Annotated in this window: 14 protein-coding genes; 7 read left to right on the top strand and 7 right to left on the bottom strand. The window is 39.9% G+C overall.

Going from position 1 to position 16853, the window contains the following annotated elements; genetic code table 11:
• Nucleotides 1-183: 183 nt before the first annotated feature.
• Entirely contained in the window at nt 184-1074 is an 891-nt protein-coding gene (locus HMPREF0666_RS05010) for an ATPase (RefSeq protein WP_009011253.1), read from the bottom strand.
• Between the two features lie 184 nt (nt 1075-1258).
• Here HMPREF0666_RS05010 and HMPREF0666_RS05015 point away from each other — a divergent pair, with 184 nt between their 5' ends.
• Nucleotides 1259-3622, top strand: a complete 2364-nt coding sequence (locus tag HMPREF0666_RS05015; protein ID WP_009011254.1) for a mechanosensitive ion channel domain-containing protein — start codon at nt 1259-1261, stop codon at nt 3620-3622.
• Nucleotides 3623-4510: 888 nt separating this feature from the next.
• On the opposite strand, the gene HMPREF0666_RS05020 is transcribed toward HMPREF0666_RS05015, so the two are convergent.
• The gene (locus tag HMPREF0666_RS05020; RefSeq protein WP_009011255.1) at nt 4511-5062 is read right to left on the bottom strand and encodes an outer membrane beta-barrel protein; all 552 of its coding nucleotides are present in this window, start codon (nt 5060-5062) and stop codon (nt 4511-4513) included.
• 281 nt (nt 5063-5343) lie between these two features.
• Here HMPREF0666_RS05020 and kdsA point away from each other — a divergent pair, with 281 nt between their 5' ends.
• The 3 genes from kdsA to HMPREF0666_RS05035 all read left to right on the top strand — a co-directional run bounded on the left by kdsA (nt 5344) and on the right by HMPREF0666_RS05035 (nt 8504).
• On the top strand, nt 5344-6102 hold the full coding sequence (gene kdsA / locus HMPREF0666_RS05025) for a 3-deoxy-8-phosphooctulonate synthase (RefSeq protein ID WP_009011256.1): 759 nt from the start codon (nt 5344-5346) through the stop codon (nt 6100-6102).
• A complete protein-coding gene (locus tag HMPREF0666_RS05030) occupies nt 6099-7070 on the top strand; it encodes an SIS domain-containing protein (RefSeq protein WP_009011257.1) in 972 nt (323 codons plus the stop codon). Before kdsA ends, HMPREF0666_RS05030 begins: the two co-directional genes overlap by 4 nt.
• A gap of 87 nt (nt 7071-7157) precedes the next feature.
• Nucleotides 7158-8504 (top strand): phosphatidylserine/phosphatidylglycerophosphate/cardiolipin synthase family protein, encoded by a 1347-nt coding sequence (locus HMPREF0666_RS05035; RefSeq protein ID WP_042856014.1) that lies wholly within the window; start codon nt 7158-7160, stop codon nt 8502-8504.
• 38 nt (nt 8505-8542) lie between these two features.
• Here the strand turns inward: HMPREF0666_RS05035 and HMPREF0666_RS05040 are convergent, their stop codons facing one another.
• Entirely contained in the window at nt 8543-9157 is a 615-nt protein-coding gene (locus tag HMPREF0666_RS05040) for a response regulator transcription factor (protein WP_009011259.1), read from the bottom strand.
• 55 nt (nt 9158-9212) lie between these two features.
• Complete coding sequence (locus HMPREF0666_RS05045; protein ID WP_042856015.1) at nt 9213-10169, bottom strand: LuxR C-terminal-related transcriptional regulator; 957 nt, start codon at nt 10167-10169, stop codon at nt 9213-9215.
• A 451-nt stretch (nt 10170-10620) separates the two neighbouring features.
• Here HMPREF0666_RS05045 and HMPREF0666_RS05050 point away from each other — a divergent pair, with 451 nt between their 5' ends.
• From HMPREF0666_RS05050 to HMPREF0666_RS05060, 3 genes are all read left to right on the top strand, one after another.
• On the top strand, nt 10621-11769 hold the full coding sequence (locus tag HMPREF0666_RS05050) for a replication initiation protein (RefSeq protein WP_009011261.1): 1149 nt from the start codon (nt 10621-10623) through the stop codon (nt 11767-11769).
• A gap of 114 nt (nt 11770-11883) precedes the next feature.
• Nucleotides 11884-12825: a hypothetical protein gene (locus tag HMPREF0666_RS05055; RefSeq protein WP_009011262.1), complete on the top strand. Its 942-nt coding sequence runs from the start codon at nt 11884-11886 to the stop codon at nt 12823-12825.
• A gap of 14 nt (nt 12826-12839) precedes the next feature.
• A complete protein-coding gene (locus HMPREF0666_RS05060) occupies nt 12840-13541 on the top strand; it encodes a hypothetical protein (protein ID WP_009011263.1) in 702 nt (233 codons plus the stop codon).
• A 376-nt stretch (nt 13542-13917) separates the two neighbouring features.
• Here the strand turns inward: HMPREF0666_RS05060 and HMPREF0666_RS05065 are convergent, their stop codons facing one another.
• From HMPREF0666_RS05065 to HMPREF0666_RS05075, 3 genes are all read right to left on the bottom strand, one after another.
• A complete protein-coding gene (locus HMPREF0666_RS05065) occupies nt 13918-14460 on the bottom strand; it encodes a 5-formyltetrahydrofolate cyclo-ligase (RefSeq protein WP_009011264.1) in 543 nt (180 codons plus the stop codon).
• Between the two features lie 5 nt (nt 14461-14465).
• A complete protein-coding gene (locus HMPREF0666_RS05070) occupies nt 14466-16136 on the bottom strand; it encodes a S41 family peptidase (RefSeq protein ID WP_009011265.1) in 1671 nt (556 codons plus the stop codon).
• Between the two features lie 161 nt (nt 16137-16297).
• Nucleotides 16298-16801: a dCMP deaminase family protein gene (locus HMPREF0666_RS05075; RefSeq protein WP_009011266.1), complete on the bottom strand. Its 504-nt coding sequence runs from the start codon at nt 16799-16801 to the stop codon at nt 16298-16300.
• Nucleotides 16802-16853 lie beyond the last annotated feature (52 nt).

Here is a 16853-nt window from a genome sequence, read left to right on the forward strand (position 1 = left end):
TTTTAAACAGAAAAACATACCACTTTTTGCAAACTCTACTTTACAAACGACGTATTGCCATATTTACAAGACGATAATCGGTTGTCTGTTAAATACATTGTATTAATTATTTGTTGTTCTCAAAGGGCAGAGGGAACAGGCTACATAAATATCAGATTCACTGGTCATAATTGACAATTCATCCTAAGAATAATATTCAATCAAACCCTCTATAGGTGAGGCTATCACCTTACCAACTTGATAATCGAAGCGATTAGCACTGGCTCTTAATTGCGGTTCAAAAGCTGCTGCTATCCCTCCAACCGCTGAAATAGTACGGATTGGAGATGATTTATACTTCAAGATATTTTTCTTAAAGAAATTATCGAAATTATATTCTACTAAAGCCTCTAATTCAGTATGTTGCAAGTTGTCTTTGATAAATCTTGAGATCCCTGCTAAAAAGCGGTTTGCAAGTGGTTGACGATATACTTTATCAATAATTTCAGGATAGCTCAATCCGCTCCATTCTAAATACAGATCACGTATCTCTGTTGGCAAATCGCCTTTGAAGATGCCATTGAGTAATAACTTTCCAAGAACAGCCCCACTGCCTTCGTCTCCCAAGATATAACCCAAGGGGGGAATATTTGCTACAATCTGCTCGCCATCATACTGACAGCTATTAGCACCAGTACCTAATATACAAGCGATTCCGGCCTCATGTCCGCATACTGCATGAGCTGCACCTAACAAATCGCTCTCTACTTTCACCGAAGCAGAAGGGAATGCCATGCTGAGTGCTTCACTTACAATGGGTGAAAGACTCTTTGTACATCCAGCCCCATAAAAGTATATCTGTGTGACCAACTTGATTATATCAGCCTCCCTTAGAGAATTGTTGTTTTGTTCAGTAGCCTTGATTAACACTGGTATTAGCTCCTGTTCTAATGTTTGTAAAATGACATCCTTCGATTGATGAAAAGGATTTAATCCCTGTGTACGGACTCTCAGAACGCACTTACTGGTATCTGTCGGCAGACTTACCAATGCCCAGTCTGTTTTAGAACCTCCACTATCGGCAATTAATATCATAGTGCTCTTTTTTCGTGCAAACTTACGATTTTTTATTCGTTTACACGCCATGTGACATAAGAAAAGCACAAACAAAGCTATCTTTAGTATCATTTTACATTCCTATACAGCCCTAAATGGCAAAGTTTCCGTATCTTTGTACACCTATATAATACATAACAACCCTTTTTAGAGTCAAACAGATATGCGCAAAAAGCTATTTTTTATCACTATATTACTTTTCATCCTCACACTGCCAACACATGCTGTTCTACAAGAGGACTCACTAAAAAACTCTCTACAAGTACTACGCTCTGAACTGATTGCGCAGCATTTAGAACTAACAAAACAGCTGAATAAATCAAGATTTATTACCGAACAAGTTACAAGCCAACTGAAAGAGATTGGTGATAATTCTGCTCAAATATCCTTGATGCTTTATTCTCAAAAGACGGATAACATCTTCGACCTTACTTATGCCTGCCAACAAGCGACCGAATTATGGAAAGACTTTCAAACCAAGACCCGTCCCTTCCACGACCTTATCACAGAAAGTAATGAAGAGATAGCACGTTACGACTCATTAATCAACGTACTCAGTACGATGTATATCTTTGGTCTCACGCCTAAGATGAAGACCGACCGTAACGTCTGTCTTACCCTTGCAGCAAGTATTCGAAGGATGCTAAAAGAGCGTAACGACTCCTATAAAGAATACATCCAATACTATAAGTTTAGCCAACAACAATTAGAAGCACTCGATGCCTACGCACAGAAAAGGTATGAGGAGATACAGTCTGGTATCTTTACGAACTCTGGAGACAACTATTTCAAATTCTTAAAGACTGCCCGACTACGCTTCAATCAAATGAACACAACACTCTCCGAGAAATACACTTCCGACCCTGTTGTTGCCTCACAATGGGATGTAAAGTGGATAATCACACTTTTTAGTATGATACTCATTTATGGTTTGATAGCCATCTTAATCAATTATCTGAGTATTCGTTTCTTAGTTACTAAGGTCATGAAAACCGATAGGTTCGAGCAGAAGAGTCATGCTTTTCTTGCAAAGCGTACGTGTATTATCATGTTGGCTTCCGTGATTACGTTTAGTATCATACTTGTCATCATCAGATTGTTCTCACCTTCTAATTTCGTACACATGGCTTGCAGCCTACTCTTAGAGTACACATGGATGCTGACAGTTATCTTTGCTTCCCTGCTCCTGCGTGTAGAAGGCTCACAGACACACAACGCTTATCGCATCTACTATCCATTGATAATGATTGGGTTCTTCGTCATTACCTTCCGTATTGTAATGCTCCCAAGCTCTATCGTGACGCTCCTCTTCCCGCCTCTATTACTTATCGACACCTTGTGGCAGGCAAGAATGATTTACAGATATCACAAACTTGTACCTCGTTACGACCTGAACTTCGCTTATATGTCTCAACTTGTCTTTGTCTTCTCACTTGTGAGTGCATGGATAGGATATACGATGTTTGCCGTACAAGTAATTATCTGGTGGTCAATGCAATTGGCATGTATTCTTACAATCGCCTTCTTCAAAGACTATCTGAATCAATATAGAGCTAAACACCCTATCAAGAACTTATCGCCTATAAAGGTATGGGCACTACGCTTCATAGACATTGTTCTCATCCCTATAGCTTTGGTCATATCTTTCTTTATGGCCGTTTATTGGGCAACAGACGTGTTCAATCTTAGTGGGTTGACTTGGGATTTGATTCGTGACAACTTCATTGACTCTACAAACATAAAGATTAGTGTTTACGCCATAGCCGTTGTAACCATCCTTTGGTTCGTATTTAATTATCTAAACCTAACGATTCGTGATGCAATTAAACTGTATCTCAAACGAAACGACCCATCAACGGCTGAAGCACGTGCAACAATGTATATCAATGTATTACAGGTTGTTATCTGGGGTGCATGGCTATTAACTACACTTAGCATCATCAAGGTCAGCAGCACATGGTTGGTCGTTGTGACGGGTGGACTGTCAACGGGTATAGGTTTTGCGATGAAGGATATCCTCGAAAACATCTATTATGGCATCTCTCTGATGGCTGGTCGTATCAAGATTGGCGACTACATCATTTGTGATGACATTCGTGGTAGGGTAAGCTCTATCAGCTATACTTCTACTATGATAGAAGCCCTCGATGGTTCGGTTATTGCCTTCCAAAACTCACAACTATTCACCAAAAACTACAAGAACATGACAAAGAATCATGGTTATGAGTTGGATATCCTTGAGGTTGGAGTAGCTTACGGAACCAACATTAAGGAGGTAAAGGCTCTTCTTACAGACGCAATAACCTCATTGGGAGTCACTTACGAAGCACAACCAGTCGTTGTCAGACTTAAAAGCTTTGATGATAGCTGCATTACATTGAGCATTATTGTGTGGCTGAATGTATTTACACGAGGTAGTGACATTGGTGATATCATGGAATGTATCTACGAAACGCTTAATAAGAATGGCATTGAAATCCCATTCCCACAGCGTGAAATCACTATCAAACAACAAAATAATAACTAAGTGACGGGGCTATTCATGTAAGTAAAACGCATCAAAGCATGGATAAAACCATTACTATATAATTGGTTATCAGCGACTTATTCCAATCTTTCGTGGCAGCTAATATAAGCATTAATTTCCTTTTTTACGAACGAGTGGAGTACGTACACGAGTAGTACGGAGTATAAACACGAAAAACTTCGAGGGCAGAACACCTGTTTATATTGTATTGCTGTGTGAAAAATTAGTATTGATCTGCGAGTAAAAGAATACATTTTACTCCCCCTGCCAATACCTACTATGAGACATTCAGCCCCATCTTCGGTTGAAGGAAAATTGGAGAACGAGACAAGTAAAGTCTGCAATGATGTTTTCTCTCTTTGCTCATTAAATACAATATAACAGCGAGAACTATTTCGAAAGATACTCTCTTTCGTTCGAAAAGACAGGAGAGAACGCTACTTTTTTTTACTACCTTAGAATCCACTATATGCTCTATAAGATAATAGAAGACGCCTACTTGCAATTGAGAACATGCCCTTCTTACTCATAGAAGACGCCCTTCTTGGTGCAAGAAAGGCGTCTTCTTTAACGCTATTTGTAACATATTGATTTCATGAAGATTACAAGCTAACTTTTAGGAGATATTATACTCTTTTCTTAAGAATGATTTGCGTAATATTTTGTAATGACTTTTCACAACTCTACCAATCACTTTGAAGTATGGAGATCGTACTAAAATAATCTATTGAAAATGCCAATAGCTAAAGAAGACGTCTTGCTTGCTTCACAGAGTAATACAGGTTTTAGCATGCAAGTAGGCACCACAAGGGAAAGAAACAGAAACGAAAAGAGGAACGCTAAACAGCGTTCCTCCATATAATTATTAAGTTTCTTCAACTCAATTGATTAGAAATTGTAATATACACCGAAGGTGATATTGTTACCATTAAGAGAAGCACCCCAAACATTGCTTGCCTTAGCGCCACTTACATCAGCCTTAGTAGACTTCCAACCTACGAAACCAATGTGACTTACGAAGCTTACCTTTGGACTGAGGTTAACTGCAAGACCTGGTCTCAAACCTGCTTCCCACTGATTGTAAGAAACTGAAGCACCGTCAGCATGGTTGTAGTGAGCATAACCGAAACCGCCATCTACGAAAGCATTTACATACTTAGAGCGTACGAAAGTGTAACGAGCGTATGGTGCAACCTTAACGTAGTTACGAGCACCAGTCTCATATTCTACAGGGTCACCCTTACCCCAACCGAGTGTAGTACCGATTGCCCAGTCACCGTTGATGTTGTAACCAACCTCTGGGAGGAACTGATAAGTAGTAACAGCATCAGCCCCGTCTGTCTTAGAAGAAGCGATACCAACGCTACCACCAACGTAAACCTGTGCGCTTGCAGCAAGTGAAACAAATGCTACTGCAAATGACAATAAAATCTTTTTCATAATAGAAAACTTTTTAATTAATACTGAATTATATCTATTTTACCTTATGCTATATCTCTCAACAACCCTTTAAGCCGTAAGAGACAATAAGCTTTGTTTTCTGTGTGCAAAGTAAAGGGTTTTCTATTAAACTGCCAAATTTTACGCATAAGTTTTACTTTAAACATCTAAATGAACGTTAATTACTTGTCTCTTCACCTTATTATATATAACTTTGCAATCATTTCTTGCAGAAAATATCATACTTTTATGGTAAAAGAAGCTATTTATATAATCGAATAATGATGAATAAACCTACCTTCATTGCAGGTCCCTGCGTTATAGAAAATCAAGAGCTTCTCGGCATTGTAGCCGAAGAGTTAGTGCGACTCAACAACAAATACGACATCGATATCATCTTCAAAGCGAGCTTTGATAAAGCTAATCGAACGAGCATACACTCCTTTCGTGGCCCAGGACTTGAGAAGGGTCTTGAGATGTTACAGGCTATCAAGGATAAATATGGACTACGCCTGTTGACTGATATTCATGAGAGTTATCAGGCTAAAGCCGTAGGAGAAGTTGTTGATGTTATTCAGATACCAGCCTTCCTATGTCGACAGACTGACTTATTAGTGGCTGCTGCAAAAACAGGCAAGATTGTAAACATAAAGAAAGCACAATTCCTTAGTGGTAGAGACATGCGTTATCCTGTTCAGAAATGCCAAGAGAGCGGAGCTAAAGAGGTGTGGCTGACGGAGCGTGGGAACTGTTTTGGATACAACAACCTTGTTGTTGATTTTCGAAACATACCTGACATGAAAGAGATTGTCCCCGATGTCATTATGGATTGCACGCATAGTGTACAGAGACCAAGCGCTGGAGACGGGAAAACTGTGGGCGATCGCAAGTTCGTACCATCAATGGCTTTGGCAGCTAAAGCGTTCGGTGCAACAGGTTACTTCTTTGAGGTTCACCCTACACCAGACGCTGGATTGTCTGATGCAGCCAATATGTTAGAGCTTGAAAAGTTAGACGAATTAATAGGAAAACTAATATGATGGAAGCAGAAGAGAGATTGACGCAAGTCAGAGCGTATGCCACACAATGTATAAAAGAGGAGGCAGACGCAACACTCAACTTAATAAATCAGTTGGATGAGAACTTTGATAAGGCCGTTAGCTTGATGTATCATTGTACGGGTAAAATCATTGTTACTGGTGTTGGCAAGAGTGGAAATATAGGTGCAAAGATAGCAGCAACACTCTCTTCAACGGGTACACCTGCTTTCTTCGTCAATCCCTTAGACGCTTATCATGGTGACTTGGGGGTAATGACCAAAGAGGATGTCGTCTTAGCCTTGTCTAATTCTGGTCAAACAGACGAATTACTCCGTTTCATTCCGATAGTTCTTCACATGGATATCCCTATTATAGGAATGAGTGCCAACCCTAATTCCCTATTGGCAAAGTATTCTACAGCCCACCTAAAAGTATGGGTCGAGAAAGAAGCCTGTCCTCTCAACCTTGCTCCAACCAGCTCGACAACAGCTGCACTGGTCATGGGTGACGCATTAGCAGTTGCTCTCATGCGTGTTCGCGACTTCAAGCCACAGGACTTCGCACAGTTCCATCCAGGTGGAGAGTTAGGTAAACGCCTATTGACAACAGCACAAGATGTTATGCGTTCAGACGAGCTTCCTATCATACCAAAGGATATGCACTTAGGCGAAGCAATCATACATGTCAGCAAAGGTAAGCTTGGCTTGGGTGTATCAGTTGATAATGGGAAAGTGATAGGACTGATAACTGATGGCGATATCCGTAGAGCTATGGAGCATTGGCAGGCAGAATTCTTTGATCATACGGTCAGTGACATTATGACAAAGAGCCCTAAAACGGTCTTGCCGACAACAAAGATAACAGAGATTCAGCATATTATGCAGCAAAACAAGATCCATACTGTATTGGTATGCGACAACGAGAAACATCTTTTAGGTGTTGTAGACCATTATAGCTGTATGCTGTAAAGATAAGATGCGATTATCTTATCTATGTATTTATATTGAGTGGGACAATCTATTACAACAATAGATTGCTACTGCTATCGACGAAAAATGAGAGAGATAAAAGTAAGTTTTAGCATAAGAAAAGCCATCACAACGGTGATGGCACTATATAGTATAATATGTCCAACACGTCTTTCAGCACAGACAGAGGCTCAAGGCTCTTTAGCTGAAAGACATGAGATGACGGCAGATAGGGCTGATTCTTTGATTGTTAACCAGCTTAGAAAGAAAGGTGTACACTTCTCTCACAACAACTCCGTAACCTTACTTACAACAGGAAGGGAAAAGTTTAATGACCTTTTTAAGGCGATTGACCAAGCACGTTCGAGTATTCATTTGGAATACTTCAACTTTCGTAATGACTCTATCAATGAAGAATTGATAAAGCATTTAGCAGCAAAAGCAAAAGAGGGGGTTGAGGTGAGGGCAGTCTTCGACGGCTTTGGTAATGCAAGCAATAATCGCCCTATGAAGAAAAAGAACTTGAAGTCTATCCGTGAAAAGGGTATTCAGATTTACGAGTTCAAGCCTATGGAGTTCCCATGGTTGCATGATATCTTCAATCGTGACCATCGCAAGATTGTTGTCATTGATGGGAAGGTAGCTTACACAGGTGGGATGAATGTGGCAGACTACTACATCAATGGTACCAAAGTCGTTGGTTCATGGCATGACATGCACTGTCGTATAGAGGGAGATGAGGTTAACACGCTTCAAAACATCTTTCTAAGAATGTGGTATTTGGCATCTGGACAGAAGATACATGGTGCAAAATACTATCGTGGTGTATCTAATGCCGATTATATAAAAGGCTTAAAACAAGACACTTGTGGTAGTGTTGGGAATAAAATGGTTGGTATCATCAACCGTGAACCACATACATCAAAGGATATTATCCGCTACTTCTATGTTAATACTATCAATGATGCAAAAGATAGTATCAAACTTATCAATCCTTATTTCACACTGAGTAGGGCCTTGAAGAAGGCTTTACGAAATGCTGCTAAACGAGGTGTAAAGGTGGAGATACTACTCAGTGTGAAGAGTGATATCCCTCTAACCCCTGACTGTGGGTTCTATAATGCACACAAATTAATGAAAGAAGGATGTATTGTTTGGCTGTATGAGAAAGGCTTCCATCACACAAAGATTATTACTGTAGATGGTCAATTCTGTACCGTTGGATCGGCCAATCTTAATGCAAGAAGTCTTCGTTGGGACCGTGAAGAGAATGCTGTCATTATAGACGCATGTACGACTCACGAGTTAGATAACCTTTTTGAGGCACAAAAGAAAGATAGTTTTAAACTGACAGAAACTAAGTGGAAACAATGGCGCACCCCTTGGCAACGTTTCCGTGGATGGTTTGCTCATCTATTATCTCCTTTCTTATAATAACAGAAAGGAGATATAGAAAGGTTGAGATTAAGCTCTTATATCTTGTTTATGTCTATATAACCGTGCATAACAGCATAGATTGTCAAAGCAGATACACTCTTCATTCCGAGTTTATCCATAATATTCTTGCGGTGTGTTATTACTGTTGTCAGACTTATATTCAGCTTTTCTGCTATCTCTTTGTTAATCAATCCTTGTACAATTAACGACATAACTTCTATCTCACGATTACTCAGTATCTTATTCTTTAGTACCTGAGGAAGTTCTGGAAGGTTCTTTCCACCAGGATGACCATACTGTGCTATCTTTAAGATTGCCTTGACAAGCTCATCCTCAGGCACATTGATACAGAAGCTATGAAAGCCTGAGAGCTGTGAATTAGGGTCTTTCGTAATTGTCAGAACAATGGTTTTATGGATACATTGAGAGAAGAACTGCCTGTTCTCTAAGACAATTACTTGCGATACAAAGTAATGATAGAACGAGTCTACTTGCGCCTTTTCAAATTCTTGAAAAGTAGAGAACGACTCCACAGTCATAATAGGCATTACATTCTGTAGAAGCTGTTTCAAGCCCAAGATGACAAGTGTATTGGGATCGACTATGGCAATCTTAGGACGACTCATATCTAAGTTAGAAGGATGTTTCATTCGTATTTGTCTTTAAGAAAGTGAGAGTTCCCCCTTTCCTACTTGTTCTTACTCATCATAGCTTCACACTACTGATATCCACAAGATTATTAACAATTGCATAAATCGTCAATCCTGCTGGTGAATGTATTTGTAGCTTACGTGCAATATTACGACGATGTGTAATCACAGTGTTCGTAGAGATACAAAGATGATCGGCTATCTCCTTATTCGTCATACCCTGCGCTACATCAACGATAACATCTTTTTCACGATCACTAAGTACCTCATCAGACAGAGGACTCTGCGTAATCATGTTTGATATCTTCACACTTACGTCATTCTGCTTACTCTTTTGTTCTAAGCGTCTAATCACTGGTATGAAGATTTCTTCTTCTACTAAAGCATGTTGTTCAAGCCATGCTTCACAGTTATAGATATCATATAAAGTAGCTGTCAGACGATTATTATGATGCGTATCTGAAGGTAGATACTTGATAATAATACTCTTCAACTCACGTAACTTCACATCTGTTTGACTATGATGCTTAGAATAAGTCTCAACATCGTATGTGTCATTTGCCTCACCATTCAGCAGCGAATCAACGTATGGGAACACATTCTTCTCTTCATACTGCATGTGATTATGGATAGAATGGGCATATTCATCATATAGACGAAGGATAAGACGAGCAAGATTATCAGTCTCATCCAAAGACGCACACAGCTCCTTTCGTATGAAAGGTAACTTGTATTCAAGATAGTAAGTATGGCTTGCTCGCAGGTATTGCATAAGGGTTGGGATTGACAATCGGTCTACATCATCAAAAGCTTTATATCCATTTATCGTAAAATTAACAACTGCCAAGAATGTGTAAGTGTCTACATTCTGATCATCACAAACCTCTCTCACGGTCTTATCACCAAAGCCCAAACTTATTCCAAAGCACCCTAAGCTTTGTAATAAGTCATAATTATCTCTGATAAGATAAATCATCTTATCATCAGGCTCATACATCTTCTGATTCTTCATCTTGTTACTTCGTAATGATATCGTATGCAAAATAACAAAAAAAAGTCAATAATGCAATAGTAGTCGTAAAGTATTTGGTTTTTTATCATTAATTATTATCCTCGAGAAAAGCACAAAAGGAGCACTACTATGCTATCCACTATTTCCTTATCCCTACCTACTTGATATATATCATGTTACCTTATATAACTCTTTCGGCGCTCTTTTTAAAACGTAGTAATACACCACACGAAATTTGTTAATTGTAAACACTAATCGTAATAAGGCTTAACACCATACAACGAGTTACCCAAAGAGGCTTTACTTATTAATAGAACAGCATCTACAAGATAGCCATCAAAAAACTAAGAAGAAACTATTTTTGTTGTTTTAGTGGCTTGTTCCAAATAAAAGCGGTATCTTTGTAGCTTGTAAAGTGTTATAAGATACATGATAAGCTAAGACAGTTAATATGACAACAGATAAAACAGCCGTAAGAAAGGTAACGCGTAAACGCGGTGCAAAAGCACAGAAAGCTCCCTTAAAAAGCCGTACTATCTCGAATGATCTTATCCCAATAGAAGAAGAGACATGGCTTCTTCAGCCTATTGCTGTGACCATGATGCGCCATGACTATTCGCTCATTCAGGTTAGAATTTTGGTGTCTATTGTTGAGAGTCTACAGTCTATCTTGCATGGAATATTGAACAATAAGCGAGGCTTTCAACTTGACTTATTCCACACGGATGAGCTGGATGAGGATGGACGTATGCCTATCAAGCTACCTTTCAAGGAATTAGGTGTTGACCCGAACCACTATCCACAGTTACGTAACTCACTGAAGATGTTGGCTTCAATACCTGTCGAAATCCCATATAAAACGGCTGAAGGAAGAAAGTACACCAAGGCAACTAACCTTTGTGATGTATATATACCAGAGGATCGTTCCTACAACAAATACGCCATTCTAAAGCTCGATCATACTGTTGCCGAGCGTCTTGTATCATTAGACTTTGGCTATCATCGATTGGGAAAACAGATTGTCTTCGCTTGTAAGAACCGTTATACGCAGCGTATTTATATGTTCATCGAGTCTTGGGTGGACAAAGGTCGTACAGTTATCAAGACTTTGGAGTTCCGCAAGATGCTTCGTTTGGAAAACAACTACAAGAAGTTCTCTGATTTCTGCCGCCGTGTTCTCGACCCAGCAATGCAGGAATTAAAGGAGCTTGCCGAGCGTGGGTTCTGTGATTGTCACTTTGAGTATGAGAAGAAATATGACCGTGGACAGCGTGGTGGTGAGCCTGATGAACTAATCTTCATCATACATCGTGCAAAGGATAAGATGAATGTACAGTTGCAGGAAATGACGCAAACTCAACGTCGACAGTTCCAACAGTATCTTGTACAATACTTCGATTTCACCCCTGTGAATGCACAAGCAATGGCAGACCGCATTACCGCTGAGACTTATCAAGAAGCTGTACAAAAACTTATGAGCCTACGGGACCGTTTCTCTAAGACGTTTGTAAAAGACAAGGCAGCCTACACTTTCAAAAGTCTTGACGAAATGTTGAAATCAAAGGAAGTCCCTAACACCATCGTAGAGGAAGTGGAATAACTTATAGGAACTTTCCCCAACCGAATAGGAATTTGCCTATAAGATATTTGAAACCAAAAGACTACTTTTGCAATAGAGAATGAACAAAAGTAGTTTACATTAAAGGTTACAGATATGAAAAAGAACTTTTTATATACATTCGCCTTAGGTCTCCTAAGTCTTTCACTCTCTTCATGTGGCGCATACCTATCTGCCAGTGGTGGTTATGGTGGTCCTATGGCTGTTTACGATGATGGTTATAACGTTGGATACAGTAGCACATACGGTCGAATTGGGTATGAAGAGGCACGAAGACAAGCTCTTTTCTTGTCAGACAAGATGGCTTACGAACTTGGACTTACCGATGCACAATATCAAGCAGTGTACGAGATTAATCTTGATTACCTCCTTAATATGCAGGGTGAGCGCTCTCTTTACGGTGACTATTGGACACGTCGCAATAGTGACTTGTTCTATGTCTTAAATGCACGCCAATATAACTATTATATAGGTGAAGACTATTTCTATCGTCCTGTTTATTGGTATAACAACAACTATGCTTATAGGGTTTATAATCGTTATGCAGACCGCAACTATTATTATCGTTCCCTTCCTGCAGAATACTACACCTATCGTGGCGGGCGAAACAGATATAATGACAGCTATTACGCAGGCCGTTTCGGTGCACGCCGTAACCCTCCTATCGTAACAAATCGTACCAGAACGAACCAGGACGTATATCAGAATAGCGGTGCTTGGAATACTCCACAGCAAAATAACGGGTATAGTAGCTTTGGCAATGCAAGAAGAGATAACACCTATTCTACGCCAAATAGCTCTTATAATCAGCAGTTTGATGGACCAAGACAGCAGTCTAACAGACCTGTATATCAACCTCAACAGCAGCAATACCCTGCTCCAAGTCGTCAATCATCAGGTAACTACGGTGGTTCATCATTTGGGAATGCATCACGTTCATCATTCCCAAGCGCACCAGCAAATAGCAATCAGGCTCCATCAACCCCAAGTCGTTCAAACGTACCAAGTAACAACAGCAGTTTTGGTGGACATAGGTAGTAGTAAAAGATAATATGAGAATAACAGATATTAGTCGTTCAAGAGTAGCCTCTGCAATGGTTAGAGGCTACTTTCATTCTTTCTTTTCAGGACAGGTAGATGCCTTATATCCAGGGAAAAAGCGGATTGAACCGAAGGAGTACAAACAGCTTTTAGTAAACAACTTCGACAACCTCTCTACTCAATTCGTGTCTGTTCTCTTTCCTATTCTCATACGTCTAAACTATTCAGACCTTGAGTTTGTGACTGAAGATATGAAGCGCCGTCACTTCTCAGAGACTACTTCTGCAAAGATACTCTTACGTTATGCTTGTGGAAGTAAAGAACTTTATACTCTCGTAACTGCTGAGTATCAGAAGCAAATATTCTCTTTACTTAATGGGCATTTACAGTCTGTAGAAGACTACTATGTAGACTGTCCAGCTTTGATAGACAAAGACTGTGTACCCGTATCGTTGGCCATTCGTTCTATTGTTCGGGTTCAGATGCAAGCTTACGCCTTAGGTATAACGCAAGCTAAGACAGGAGTCAATGGTCTACATCAGGCTACTGTCTATCGATTAATGATAGCGGGAATGATGGCTTTACTCCATGAGTCGCCTGTTAACTTTGAGGAAGAAAACTTAGAAATGATGTTCAGAAAGGTATCATTAAACGCTGATAACTTTGAGAACTTAATGAATGAAATGAACCAAGCCTACGAAGACTTGGTTTAGACTTGGCATTATATCTTTGCTCACTTATACTAATTACGCTATGTAACATCCTCCTTTGATTATGTCACATAGCGTCTTATATCATATTGTCATCCGATAGACATCATCCGACTAACCAAGTACACTATGTTTACCTTAGATAGTACACACTTTTTCTAACAATACCCTGCACTCATACTAACAACACATTGCAAGGCATCTTATCGTCAGAAAGACTGATATTATCGCCTATTATCGTTAGTATTAACACTCCATACCATTGCTATTGACGTCCCTCACCATTGCAGAAGATAAGAGGAAAGATTGGTTAACATCATTAAGACTATAAGAGAACTAAGGATTTAAGCCACATAACCTCTTCGTTCTCTCATAAAAACTAATAGATACACTCATCAACCCTTTGGTCAGTTGGCTCTGTTGGAATAGTTGGCAAGAACTGGAAAGGAAAACAGATACCCACTTTATAAGCATTTATTAGTAGTGGAAGGAACCTATCATAATAGCCTTTCCCACGTCCTAAACGGTTCTTCTGACTATCAAAAGCCATACCAGGAATGAGTGCAAATTCAATAGAAGAGAAATCTGTAAAAGGCTCTCCAATAGGTTCAAGTATGCCAAAACTACTTGACTTGAAGAAATCTTGTCCTTTGTAAAGACGAAGTTCCATCTCAGTATCACTTATAACTACCGGTAGAAGAACCCTTTTCCCCTCTTGATGAAGCTGCTGGATGAGGTCGTGTGTATAGACCTCATCTGCCAATGAATTATATAAAAGGACTGTCTTTGCCTCTTGCAGGCGTGGATGACTTAACACACGCTTAATGAGTGGCTCCGACTGAGCAATCAGTTCTTTTTCAGTAAACTGTTTCTTTCGTGCTCTTACTTCCTTGCGAAGAAGGGATTTCTCGTTTTGTTCCATAGCTATTACACTTTTCTTTTTCGCATTAGCATAGACTTATCCGCACTCTTCGGCCTCGGTTTAAGAAGCAAAAGAGATTTGGGATGAAAGGCATTAACGGCCGCCTTAATCATGGCATCGTTTCGATTGACATATTCTATCCATGCTTGTTCATCAAGAATATTATAGATAATACGGCTATTAAGATACTCCTGTAACAAAGAATGTGACCGCATTATCATCAAGTTACGACGACGCAATTCGTTCTTCTCGGCAAATCCGACGAAATCACCTACGAGATTCTGATGGTCTAAGTAGTTGGCTAAAGGCAAGACCTCGCCGAAACCGCTTAGTTTCTTACGATTCTTATCTGTATAATTGAACGCATATTGCAGCATCAAACCGCTTACCACAGCCTCTTTATAGTAAGATGTCACCTTAGAAGTATCCTCTGGAACAAAGATGTCAGGCGTTATGCCACCTCCACCATAGACTATGCGTCCATTGTTGGTATGGTAGGCAGGACCCTGATGTTTAATGCTATCTTGTGAGAAGAACTCTCCATGCTGATAACGAGTGAGTATATCGTTATCGTAGTCGGCATTATCACCCGGCTTAAATGGCTTTTGTATGCAGCGACCAGATGGAGTATAGTAACGTGCTATGGTCAGTCTTATCAAACTACCATCATTAAACTGTATTTGCTGCTGTACCAAACCCTTACCAAAAGAACGACGTCCAACAATGATAGCACGGTCGTTATCTTGCATAGCACCAGCAAAGATCTCAGCTGCAGAGGCCGTTCCTTCATTGATGAGTACAACCATTGGTATATGTTGATAGCTTCCTTTGCCATCGCTACGATAGTTTTCACGTGGACTCTTACGGCCCTGTGTATATACTATCAATCGATTCTTTGGAAGGAACTCATTAGCCATCTGTACCGCAGCCTCCAATATACCGCCTCCATTATCACGAAGGTCAATAACCAAGTGGTCGGCACCTCGGATATTAAGCGACTGTAAGGCAGCCAACATCTCCGCATAGGTACGCTCGCCAAAACTCTTGACACGAATATAACCTGTCGTATCATTGAGCATATAAGCTGCAGAAACACTCTTCACAGCTATGTCGCCACGTGTCACAGTGAACATCTTAACACCTTGCTCACCATATCGTTTAACACCAATCTTGACCTTAGAGTCTTTCGGTCCCTTTAGTCGATGCATTGCTTCTTCATTAGTGACAATCTTACCAACAAACGACTTTCCATTGATGCTAACAACCTTATCGCCAGCTAATAACCCAGCTTTATCAGCAGGACCATCCTTAATAACATTCTGAATGCGTAATGTGTCTTGTCGAATATTGAACTCAATACCAACGCCAGAGAACGAGCCTTTCAAGTCGTCGGTCGCCAGTTGGACATCTTTCGCACTAATATAAACAGAGTGTGGGTCGAGTTCTGATAATATCTCAGGGATAGCCTTGTCTACAAGTTCGTCTATATTAACAGAATCAACATACTGATCATCAATGATGTGCAGTAGGTTGCTGAGTCGACTACTACCACTATTGATGATGTTTAGTCGGTTACCAGAGAAATGATTGGCATAGAAAGTACCAATAAAAATACCAATGACAACACAAAGCGCCATTAGTAACGGCATGAAACGATTATTCTTATTCTGATTCATAAAAGCCTTAACTCCCTCTTTCTGAAGAGGAGATAATTAAAAGAGTATTCGATAATTCAACTATAAAATATGGTTCTGATAATAGTGGGAACAATCTTTTTCGAGTCTGTAAGACCGATTGTTCCTCGCTATCACACGGCTACAAGCATTTGGCATACATATTAAATAGAATCTGAAGTGGGATCATTGTCCTCCTCAAGACTCTTGTATTCAACCTCAACACCAGCTCTTGTCAGTAAATCTATACCATCCGTAAGACGATACTTCTCAGCATACACAACTCGGCGAATACCTGCTTGAATGATGAGCTTTGCACACTCAATACAAGGAGAGGCCGTAACATAGAGCGTTGAACCTTCGCTATTATTACCACTTCGAGCAAGTTTTGTGATTGCATTGGCTTCAGCATGGAGTACATAAGGCTTTGTTATGCCCTCCTCATCTTCGCATACATTCTCAAAGCCACTCGGTGTTCCGTTATAGCCATCACTGATAATCATTTTGTCTTTAACGACCAACGCACCTACTTGACGACGTTTGCAATAAGAGTTCTCAGCCCATATTCGAGCCATACGAAGGTAACGATAGTCGACAGCAGACTTGCTTCTCCCTTCTAATAAGGAAGAAGAAGCTGATGAAGATTCTGTTATATGCTTGTTATTCATTTACTTATTATGATTTTATACTTTGCTGTTTAGCAATGAGAGCACGATGTGA

Source organism: Prevotella sp. C561 (genome assembly GCF_000224595.1).
Taxonomy (GTDB): Bacteria; Bacteroidota; Bacteroidia; order Bacteroidales; family Bacteroidaceae; genus Prevotella; species Prevotella jejuni.

Excerpts from the sequence above, each read along its gene's own strand:
- HMPREF0666_RS05010 (WP_009011253.1), bottom strand. The coding sequence starts at position 1,074 with ATGATATTAATTGCCGATAGTGGAGGTTCTAAAACAGACTGGGCATTG.
- HMPREF0666_RS05015 (WP_009011254.1), top strand. The coding sequence starts at position 1,259 with ATGCGCAAAAAGCTATTTTTTATCACTATATTACTTTTCATCCTCACA.
- HMPREF0666_RS05020 (WP_009011255.1), bottom strand. The coding sequence starts at position 5,062 with ATGAAAAAGATTTTATTGTCATTTGCAGTAGCATTTGTTTCACTTGCT.
- kdsA (WP_009011256.1), top strand. The coding sequence starts at position 5,344 with ATGATGAATAAACCTACCTTCATTGCAGGTCCCTGCGTTATAGAAAAT.
- HMPREF0666_RS05030 (WP_009011257.1), top strand. The coding sequence starts at position 6,099 with ATGATGGAAGCAGAAGAGAGATTGACGCAAGTCAGAGCGTATGCCACA.
- HMPREF0666_RS05035 (WP_042856014.1), top strand. The coding sequence starts at position 7,158 with ATGAGAGAGATAAAAGTAAGTTTTAGCATAAGAAAAGCCATCACAACG.
- HMPREF0666_RS05040 (WP_009011259.1), bottom strand. The coding sequence starts at position 9,157 with ATGAAACATCCTTCTAACTTAGATATGAGTCGTCCTAAGATTGCCATA.
- HMPREF0666_RS05045 (WP_042856015.1), bottom strand. The coding sequence starts at position 10,169 with ATGAAGAATCAGAAGATGTATGAGCCTGATGATAAGATGATTTATCTT.
- HMPREF0666_RS05050 (WP_009011261.1), top strand. The coding sequence starts at position 10,621 with ATGACAACAGATAAAACAGCCGTAAGAAAGGTAACGCGTAAACGCGGT.
- HMPREF0666_RS05055 (WP_009011262.1), top strand. The coding sequence starts at position 11,884 with ATGAAAAAGAACTTTTTATATACATTCGCCTTAGGTCTCCTAAGTCTT.
- HMPREF0666_RS05060 (WP_009011263.1), top strand. The coding sequence starts at position 12,840 with ATGAGAATAACAGATATTAGTCGTTCAAGAGTAGCCTCTGCAATGGTT.
- HMPREF0666_RS05065 (WP_009011264.1), bottom strand. The coding sequence starts at position 14,460 with ATGGAACAAAACGAGAAATCCCTTCTTCGCAAGGAAGTAAGAGCACGA.
- HMPREF0666_RS05070 (WP_009011265.1), bottom strand. The coding sequence starts at position 16,136 with ATGAATCAGAATAAGAATAATCGTTTCATGCCGTTACTAATGGCGCTT.
- HMPREF0666_RS05075 (WP_009011266.1), bottom strand. The coding sequence starts at position 16,801 with ATGAATAACAAGCATATAACAGAATCTTCATCAGCTTCTTCTTCCTTA.